This is a genomic window from Streptomyces sp. NPDC002926 (assembly GCF_053591755.1).
Genome location: NZ_JBSFUK010000034.1, coordinates 43,128 through 51,681 on the forward strand (window position 1 = coordinate 43,128; position 8,554 = coordinate 51,681).

Genomic DNA, 8,554 nt, shown 5'->3' on the forward strand with positions numbered 1-8,554 from the left:
TCGCGGCACGGGCTGACGCCCCACGCGCCGGGGGACGCCGGCTCCGCGGTGCAGAGGCTCAGGCCGGTTCCTCGCAGCGTGGGAGCTCAGGCCACCCAAAAACCCGGCCTCGCGGCATCGGGCCCAAGCCCCACCCAAGAAACGCGCGGCCACGGGGTGTGGGGCCGACGCGCCTCCACGCGCCCGGCTGCGCGGCAGAGACCGCCCCGGGCCCCCGGCCTCGCGCGGAGGACGCTCAGGCCACCCCGGGCCCCCTGCCTCACGGCGCAGGGGCTCGGGCCACCCCACAAGGCCCGGCCTCGGGCCGCAAGACGCGCCCGCAGGGTCAGGCGCTGAGGCGCGTGATCGCCTCGGCCACCGTCAGTTCTTCGCGCTCGCCCGTGCGGCGGTCCTTCAGTTCCACCACGCCCTCGGCCGAGCGTCGGCCCGCCACCAGGATCTTCGGGACGCCGATCAGTTCCGCGTCCGTGAACTTCACGCCCGGCGAGACTCCGGGGCGCTCGTCGACCAGTACGCGCAGACCCACCGCGGCCAGCTTCTCCGCGACCTCGAGCGCCAGCTCCGTCTGGAGTGCCTTGCCCGCCGCCACCACGTGGACGTCCGCCGGGGCGATCTCTCGCGGCCAGCACAGGCCCTTGTCGTCGGCCGTCTGCTCGGCCAGGGCCGCCACCGCGCGGGAGACGCCGATGCCGTACGAGCCCATGGTCACCCGGACCGGCTTGCCGTTCTGGCCCAGGACGTCGAGCTGGAAGGCGTCCGCGAACTTGCGGCCCAGCTGGAAGATGTGGCCGATCTCGATCGCGCGGTCGAGCTTGAGGCCCGCGCCGCACTTCGGGCAGGGGTCGCCGTCCTCGACCACGACCACGTCGAGGTAGTCGTCCACCTCGAAGTCACGGCCGCAGACGACGTTCTTCGCGTGCGTGTCCGGCTTGTTCGCGCCGGTCACCCAGGCCGTGCCGGGCGCGATGCGCGGGTCGGCGATGTAACGGACCTTCTCGAGGCCCTGCGGGCCGACATAGCCGCGTACGAGATCGGGGCGCTCCACGAAGTCCTCCGCGGTGACCAGCTCGACCTCCGCCGGGGCCAGGTGCTCGCCGAGCTTGCCGAGGTCCACCTCGCGGTCGCCGGGGACACCGACCGCGACGATCTCGCCGTCCACCTTGACCAGCAGGTTCTTCAAGGTCGCCGAGGCGGGGACGCCCAGGTGCGCGGCGAGGGTCTCGATGGTGGGGGTGTCGGGGGTGTCCAGTTCCTCGACGGGCCCGTGGGAGGTGGCCTCCGCCGCGGCCGCGGTGAAGGTCACGGCCTCCGTGTTGGCCGCGTACTCGCAGGCCGGGCAGTCCACGAAGGTGTCCTCGCCGGCCGGGGCCGGGGCCAGGAACTCCTCGGACGCCGAGCCACCCATCGCGCCCGAGACCGCCGAGACGATGCGGTGGTCGAGGCCGAGCCGCTCGAAGATCCGGATGTAGGCGTCGCGGTGCAGCTGGTAGGACTCGACGAGACCCTCGTCGGTGGTGTCGAAGGAGTACGAGTCCTTCATCTGGAACTCGCGGCCGCGCAGCACACCCGCGCGCGGACGGGCCTCGTCGCGGTACTTCGTCTGGATCTGGTAGAGGATCACCGGCAGGTCCTTGTAGGACGAGCACTGGTCCTTGACGAGCTGGGTGAAGATCTCTTCGTGCGTGGGGCCGAGGAGGTAGTCGGCGCCCTTGCGGTCCTTGAGGCGGAAGAGCAGGTCGCCGTACTCCTCGTACCGCCCGCTCGCGTCGTACGCCTCCTTGGGCAGCAGCGCGGGCAGCAGCACTTCCTGGCCGCCGATGGCGTCCATCTCCTCGCGGACCACGCGGGTGATGTTCTCCAGGACCTTCTTGCCGAGCGGCAGCCAGCTCCAGATGCCGGCGGACGTACGGCGCACATAGCCGGCGCGCACGAGCAGCTTGTGGTTGAGCGTCTCGGCGTCCGCCGGGTCGTCGCGCAGTGTCTTGACCATCAGACGGGACATGCGCTGGACCTGGGCCATGGTGAACTCCTGCTCGGAACGTGTGATGAGCAGGAGGTTAGCCGGGTGGCACCGGCAGGCGGAAATCAGTTCCCGCGCAGCAGCGGCAGCGGGGCGCCCATGACGGCGTACGGACTGGGTGCGCTGGGGAAGACGACCTGCCGCGCGAGGTCCTGGTAGCCAAGCGCCCGGTACAGACCACGGGCGGGGCTCTCGGTGTCGATCGCGGAGAGGATCGAGCGCGGCTGGTCTACGCAGTCGGTGATCGTGGTGATCAGCGAGCGGCCGATGCCCCGGCCCTGGTAGCCGGGGTGGACATGGAGTTCGGTGATCACGAACGAGTTGTCGAGCCAGCCTTCGGAGCCGTTGCCGCGCAGATACGGCTCGACGACGGTGGACCACCAGTGCGTGCGGTCGTTGGGCATGCCGTAGACGAATCCCACAAGGCGGCCCGACTCCGTCAGCGCGCCGAGTGCACGGGCCCCCGGGTGCAGGAGGTGCCGGTAGACGATATGGCGGCGCACCTCGATCTCGTCGTCGGTGAGCCCGAAGGCGAGGGCCTGCACCGCGAGGGCTTCATCGACCCGTGCGGCGAGATCGACCGGCCCGACCGCAACGCTCGGCGTCCGGGGTCCGCCTCCTGAATGTGCTGCCATGGGCGAAACCCTACTTCCCACCGCGGGCGGTCAGAACAGCACGCTCATGAAGGCGCCGACCTCGCGGAAGCCGACCCGCCGGTACGCCGCCCTGGCTGCGGTGTTGTAGTCGTTCACGTACAGGCTGACGACCGGTGCGACATCCTGCAGGGCATAGCGCAGCACGGCCGCCATGCCCGTCTCGGACAGACCGCGGCCGCGGAACTCCGGTGCGACCCAGACGCCTTGGATCTGGCAGGCCTCGCTGGTGGCCGCGCCGATCTCGGCCTTGAAGACGACCTTGCCGTCGTCGATACGGGCGAACGACCTTCCCGCGGCGACGAGTTCGGCCACCCGTGCCTGGTAGAGCAGGCCGCCGTCACCGGCCATCGGCGAGACGCCGACCTCCTCGGTGAACATCGCCACGCAGGCCGGCATGATCACGTCTGTCTCGTCCTTGCCGATGCGGCGGACGTAGGGGTCCGGCTCGATGTCGCCGGGCGCCCGCTCGGTGACCATGAGCGGCTGCTGGGCGCGCACGTCCCTGGCCGGGCCCCAGCTCGGCTCGAGCAGCCGCCACAGCTCGGCGGTGGACTCGGCCGGGCCGACGATGGAGGAGCAGCGGCGGCCTGTCCTGCGGGCCCGCTCGGCGAAGCCGCGTACGGCTTCGGGGGTGGCACAGATGGGAACGAGATTGGCGCCGGAGTAGCACAGCGAGCGCAGCCGCCCGTCCGCGTACCAGCCCCACATCTCACCGCCGAGGCGCCAGGGGTCGAGCCCGGCGACCTGGACGCGGGACGTGACGAAGGCATTGGTCACGGGCTCGCTCTCGAGGATCGCGAGCGCTGCGCCGAGGTCGCTGGGTTCGAGGACCCGGGTGGTGGTCTGCGTCAACACGAGGGGGCCTCACCATACGGTCTGCTGGTCTCCGCACTGTACCTGGCAGGTCTGCGGGGTGCCGAGCCCAGCACAAGGCCCCGCGACACGCCAGGGGGCGTGCACGGGGCCGGTACGGAAATGTCAGCTGACGGAGATCTCGGGCTCGCCGGACGCGATGCCGTCCTTCTCCATCTGCTCGGCGATCTTCAGGGCCTCTTCGATAAGGGTCTCGACGATCTTCGACTCGGGGACGGTCTTGATGACCTCGCCCTTCACGAAGATCTGGCCCTTGCCGTTTCCCGAGGCGACGCCGAGGTCGGCCTCGCGGGCCTCGCCGGGGCCGTTGACGACGCAGCCCATGACGGCGACGCGCAGCGGCACCTCCATGCCCTCGAGGCCGGCGCTGACCTGGTCGGCGAGCTTGTAGACGTCGACCTGCGCGCGGCCGCAGGAGGGGCAGGAAACGATCTCCAGGCGGCGCTGCTTGAGGTTGAGCGACTCCAGGATCTGGATGCCGACCTTGACCTCTTCGGCGGGCGGGGCGGAGAGCGAGACCCGGATGGTGTCGCCGATGCCCTCGCTGAGCAGCGCGCCGAAGGCGACGGCTGACTTGATGGTGCCCTGGAAGGCGGGGCCGGCTTCGGTGACGCCGAGGTGGAGGGGGTAGTCGCACTGGGCGGCGAGCTGCCGGTAGGCGTTGACCATCACGACCGGGTCGTTGTGCTTGACGGAGATCTTGATGTCGCGGAAGCCGTGCTCCTCGAAGAGGGACGCCTCCCACAGCGCGGACTCGACGAGCGCCTCAGGCGTCGCCTTGCCGTACTTGGCGAGGAGCCGGGCATCGAGCGATCCGGCATTGACCCCGATACGGATCGGGGTGCCGGCCTCGCCGGCCGCACGGGCGATCTCCTTGACCTTGTCGTCGAACTGCTTGATATTGCCCGGATTGACCCGGACCGCCGCGCAGCCGGCGTCGATCGCGGCGAAGACGTACTTCGGCTGGAAGTGGATGTCCGCGATCACCGGGATCTGCGACTTGCGCGCGATGGTGGCCAGCGCGTCCGCGTCGTCCTGGGTGGGACAGGCGACCCGTACGATCTGGCAGCCGGACGCGGTCAGTTCGGCGATCTGCTGCAGCGTCGCGCCGATGTCGGAGGTGCGCGTGGTCGTCATCGACTGCACCGACACGGGAGCGTCCCCGCCGACGGCCACGGTGCCGACCTGGATCTTGCGGCTGACCCTCCGGTCGGCGAGCTTGGTCGGAACGGACGGCATTCCGAGCGAAATTGCAGTCATCTGCTGTGCAACCCCAAGGTGTGGATCGAGGTCCCGAGATCGGCGGGCTCCAGTCTCCGAGATTACGGCACTGAGGTTCGGCCCAGCACATCGCCGCCCGGAGTCCACTCAAAGGTGAGCGGCCGGACACAAAGGGTGTCCGGCCGCCACGAAAGGGACTCGCTCAGCTGATCTTGACCGGATTCACGATGTCGGCCACCAGCACGAGCAGCGTGAAGCAGATGAAGATTCCCGCCACGACATAGGCGACCGGCATCAGCTTGGCCACATCGAACGGGCCCGGGTCCGGACGGCGGAACACCTTCGCGATATTGCGGCGTACCGACTCCCAGACCGCCCCTGCGATATGCCCGCCGTCCAGCGGCAGCAGCGGCAGCATGTTGAACAGGAACAGCGAGAGGTTGAACGTCGCGAGCAGCATCATGAAGGTCGCGATGATGCTCTGTGTCGGGACGTCCAGGTTCAGCACCTCACCGCTGATGCGCGCCGCGCCGACGACACCCACCGGGGAGTCGGCCTTGCGCTCGCCGTCGCTGAAGGCCGCGTTCCACAGGTCGGGGATCTTGGACGGCAGCGCGACGATCGAATCGACGCTGTTCTCGATCATGTCGCCCATGCGGTCCACGGAATCGGTGAAGGAGAGCGGCACGATCTCGGTCTGCGCGGCGAAGCCCAGATATCCGGCCGGGACGAATTTGCCGGGGACGGCCGCTCCGTCCGCGTCCTTCTTGACCACCATGTTCCGGGCAAGGGTGGCCTTGAGTACCTGCTCCTTGCCGTCACGCTCGACGGTGATGGTGGCGGGGCCGATCGTCTCGCGGATGTGGTTCGACAGTTCGGACCAGTCGGTGACGGGCTCCGAGTTGAAGGCGACGATCTTGTCGCCCTTCCTCAGGCCCGCGGCCTGGGCGGGCGAGACCGGGTCGCCCTTCTGGCACTTGTCGCGCTCTTCGCTCTGCGAGATGACGCACTTCTGGACCCCGGCGACCTGGGTGGTCTGGGTGGCGAAGCCGAAGGACATCGCCACCCCGAGGAAGATCGCGACGGCGAGGACCAGGTTCATGAACGGTCCCGCGAACATCACGATGACGCGCTTCCACGGCTTGCGCGTGTAGAAGAGCCGGTTCTCGTCGCCGGGCTTCAGCTCCTCGAAGGCAGCCGAGCGGGCGTCCTCGATCATCCCGCGCCAGGGCGAGGTGGACCGGGCCGCGATCCGGCCGTCCTCCCCCGGCGGGAACATCCCGATCATGCGGATGTAGCCACCCATCGGGATGGCCTTGATGCCGTACTCCGTCTCGCCCTTGTGCCGGGACCAGATGGTGGGGCCGAAGCCGACCATGTACTGGGGCACGCGGATGCCGAAGAGCTTGGCCGTCGACAAATGACCCAGCTCGTGCCAGGCGATCGAGACCAGCAGTCCCACAGCAAAGAGAGCTATGCCGAGGACCGTCAACAGAATCGTCATGCGCGAGCCTCCGCTGTCGCCTTAACTGCCAGTTCCCGGGCCCTCGCCCGGGCCCAGGTCTCCGCTTCCAGGACGTCTGCCACCGTAAGTGAGGTTCCCGAGGCGGGAACGCCGTGTTCGGCGACGACTCCGGTGACCGTATCCATGATTCCGTTGAACGGCAGCCGCCCGGCGAGGAATGCGTCCACGCACTCCTCATTCGCGGCATTGAACACCGCCGGGGCCGTTCCGCCCAGCTCCCCCACCTGCCGGGCGAGTCCCACCGAGGGGAAGGCCTCGGTGTCGAGCGGGAAGAACTCCCAGCTCGAGGCCCTGGACCAGTCAAAGGCGGGGGCGGCGTCGGGCACCCGCTCGGGCCAGCCGATACCGAGGGCGATCGGGCCTCGCATATCGGGCGGGGTCGCCTGGGCGATGGTCGAGCCGTCCGTGAACTCCACCATGGAGTGAACGTAGGACTGGGGATGTACGACGACCTCGATGCGGTCGAAGGGGATGTCGTAGAGGAGATGAGCCTCGATGACCTCCAGCCCCTTGTTGACGAGTGTGGCGCTGTTCACCGTGATCACCGGGCCCATGGCCCAGGTGGGGTGGGCGAGAGCGTCCCGGGGAGCGACATCTGCCAGCTCGGCACGCGTACGGCCACGGAACGGCCCGCCGGAGGCCGTCACCACCAGCTTGCGTACGTCGGCCCTCGTCCCCGCGGCCAGCGCCTGGAAGAGGGCGGCGTGCTCGGAGTCGACCGGAATGATCTGGCCGGGCTTGGCGAGGGCCTTGACCAGCGGCCCGCCGACGATCAGCGACTCCTTGTTGGCGAGGGCGAGCGTCCGGCCGGCCTCGAGGGCGGCGAGGGTGGGCGCGAGTCCGATGGATCCGGTGATGCCGTTGAGCACGGTGTGGCAGGCGGAGGCGGCGAGCTCGGTGGCGGCGTCGGGTCCTGCCAGGATCTCGGGCAGGGGCGCGGACCCGTACTGCTCCGCGAGTGCCTCGCGAAGCGCCGGCACCGTGTCCTCGCGGGCCACCGCGACCGTGTCGACGCCCAACTGCCGTGCCTGCTCGGCGAGGAGTGCGACGCGGCCGCCGGCGGCGGAGAGCGCGGTGACACGGAAGCGCTCGGGGTTGCGCAGTACCAGGTCGATGGCCTGCGTGCCGATGGACCCGGTGGAGCCGAGGACGACGATGTCCCGGCGGCCTTCGGTCGCGTCGAAGACGAGGTGCGGGTCGGCGAGGGGGGATGGGCTGTCGCTCATCCCCCCATTGTGGCCGCTGCTCCTGTCCGGCCGGACAGTGCGTCCCTAGGTTCCGGTGCTCGAGCCCGCCCGGAACTTCTCCCACTGGGCCTTCATGACCTCTTCGGGCACTCCTCCGACGTCCTTGGTACCGATGATCTCGGCGCGGAAGGAGAGCGTGGTGGAGCCCGAGCGGACGATGGTCAGGTACTCGTAGAGCTTCAGCTTCCCCTTCACATCGAGGATGGTGAAGCGGAACGCCTTCGCCTCGTCCCCGAAAGCGGGCGCCTCGGCGGGCTCCACCTTCAGGTACTTCGCCCTGGCGATGGCGCGTTCTTCGGTGAACCCGCCGGCGCACCGGGTCCCCGCGCTGCCGAGGGCCTTCATGACCGCGGCGGCCTCACCGTTCGCGTACGAGCGCAGTTGTACGGCGACGCCGAGCCCGGCCATCTCGTCGGGAACGTCGACCTGGCGGTTGACCTCGGCGGCGGGGTCGTGGCTGGTGGAGCCCTTGGCGAGGCTGACAAGGGGCTGGCAGACGGCGCGATCGGCGGTGTAGTCCTCGCCGAGCGGCGCGCCGAGGGTGAACTCGGAGGCCGTGTAGGTGCCGACCTTCTCACCGTCGGTGAAGGAGACGGCCTTGAGCCGGGCCTCGGTGAGGGCCTTCGGGGCGGAGGCGGCCGGCCTGTCGTCCGCCTTGCTCTCCCTGCCGTCCTTGTCGTCGCTGCTGCCGCACGCGGCGACGGCGCTGAGTGCCACCGTCATCAGGAGGGCAGCCGCCCGCCGGGAGACGCCTTGATTCCCCGCCCCGAACATCCCTGCCCCGATTCCGTGTTGACCGTGATCGAAGGTCGATTGTCGGGCACGGGGGCCGGTGCGGTCGAGAAGGTTCCGGAAGTGCCTCCCGACCGTGCCGGCGACGAGGCACTCCGCGGGGCGGGCGGATGCCGGTCCGGATCGAGTGACGACCGGGTCCAGGTCGCTGTGGGTATCGGTCTGGCACAGGGCGCGCTCGCCGCGTCGTTCGCTGTGTCCGGCCAGGAGTTCAAGGTCA

Annotated in this window: 7 protein-coding genes and 1 pseudogene; 1 reads left to right on the forward strand and 7 read right to left on the reverse strand. The window is 69.5% G+C overall.

Translation table 11 applies throughout. From position 1 onward, the window contains the following. Positions 1 to 325 precede the first annotated feature (325 nt). The 7 genes from ACWDZ6_RS29765 to ACWDZ6_RS29795 form a co-directional block, all read right to left on the reverse strand. Positions 326 to 2,020 carry a proline--tRNA ligase gene (locus ACWDZ6_RS29765; protein ID WP_389188371.1) on the reverse strand — a complete coding sequence of 565 codons (1,695 nt, stop codon included), beginning with the start codon at positions 2,018 to 2,020 and terminating at the stop codon, positions 326 to 328. A 65-nt stretch (positions 2,021 to 2,085) separates the two neighbouring features. Beyond that, positions 2,086 to 2,655: a GNAT family N-acetyltransferase gene (locus ACWDZ6_RS29770; protein WP_451505304.1), complete on the reverse strand. Its 570-nt coding sequence runs from the start codon at positions 2,653 to 2,655 to the stop codon at positions 2,086 to 2,088. A 30-nt stretch (positions 2,656 to 2,685) separates the two neighbouring features. Next, the gene (locus ACWDZ6_RS29775) at positions 2,686 to 3,531 is read right to left on the reverse strand and encodes a GNAT family N-acetyltransferase (RefSeq protein ID WP_451505305.1); all 846 of its coding nucleotides are present in this window, start codon (positions 3,529 to 3,531) and stop codon (positions 2,686 to 2,688) included. A 123-nt stretch (positions 3,532 to 3,654) separates the two neighbouring features. Next, positions 3,655 to 4,809, reverse strand: a complete 1,155-nt coding sequence (gene ispG / locus ACWDZ6_RS29780; protein WP_451505306.1) for a flavodoxin-dependent (E)-4-hydroxy-3-methylbut-2-enyl-diphosphate synthase — start codon at positions 4,807 to 4,809, stop codon at positions 3,655 to 3,657. A gap of 163 nt (positions 4,810 to 4,972) precedes the next feature. Beyond that, positions 4,973 to 6,274 (reverse strand): M50 family metallopeptidase, encoded by a 1,302-nt coding sequence (locus tag ACWDZ6_RS29785; RefSeq protein ID WP_366732222.1) that lies wholly within the window; start codon positions 6,272 to 6,274, stop codon positions 4,973 to 4,975. Then, on the reverse strand, positions 6,271 to 7,521 hold the full coding sequence (gene dxr, locus ACWDZ6_RS29790) for a 1-deoxy-D-xylulose-5-phosphate reductoisomerase (protein WP_366732223.1): 1,251 nt from the start codon (positions 7,519 to 7,521) through the stop codon (positions 6,271 to 6,273). The genes ACWDZ6_RS29785 and dxr overlap by 4 nt, the downstream gene beginning before the upstream one ends. A 45-nt stretch (positions 7,522 to 7,566) precedes the next feature. Further along, positions 7,567 to 8,265, reverse strand: a complete 699-nt coding sequence (locus ACWDZ6_RS29795) for a hypothetical protein (RefSeq protein WP_451505307.1) — start codon at positions 8,263 to 8,265, stop codon at positions 7,567 to 7,569. Positions 8,266 to 8,484: 219 nt separating this feature from the next. Here ACWDZ6_RS29795 and ACWDZ6_RS29800 point away from each other — a divergent pair. Continuing rightward, a pseudogene (locus ACWDZ6_RS29800) lies at positions 8,485 to 8,554 on the forward strand (DUF6230 family protein); the annotation flags it as partial.

Coding starts and splice junctions, on each gene's coding strand:
- ACWDZ6_RS29765 (WP_389188371.1), bottom strand. CDS start 2,020: ATGGCCCAGGTCCAGCGCATGTCCCGTCTGATGGTCAAGACACTGCGC.
- ACWDZ6_RS29770 (WP_451505304.1), bottom strand. CDS start 2,655: ATGGCAGCACATTCAGGAGGCGGACCCCGGACGCCGAGCGTTGCGGTC.
- ispG (WP_451505306.1), bottom strand. CDS start 4,809: ATGACTGCAATTTCGCTCGGAATGCCGTCCGTTCCGACCAAGCTCGCC.
- ACWDZ6_RS29795 (WP_451505307.1), bottom strand. CDS start 8,265: ATGACGGTGGCACTCAGCGCCGTCGCCGCGTGCGGCAGCAGCGACGAC.
- dxr (WP_366732223.1), bottom strand. CDS start 7,521: ATGAGCGACAGCCCATCCCCCCTCGCCGACCCGCACCTCGTCTTCGAC.
- ACWDZ6_RS29785 (WP_366732222.1), bottom strand. CDS start 6,274: ATGACGATTCTGTTGACGGTCCTCGGCATAGCTCTCTTTGCTGTGGGA.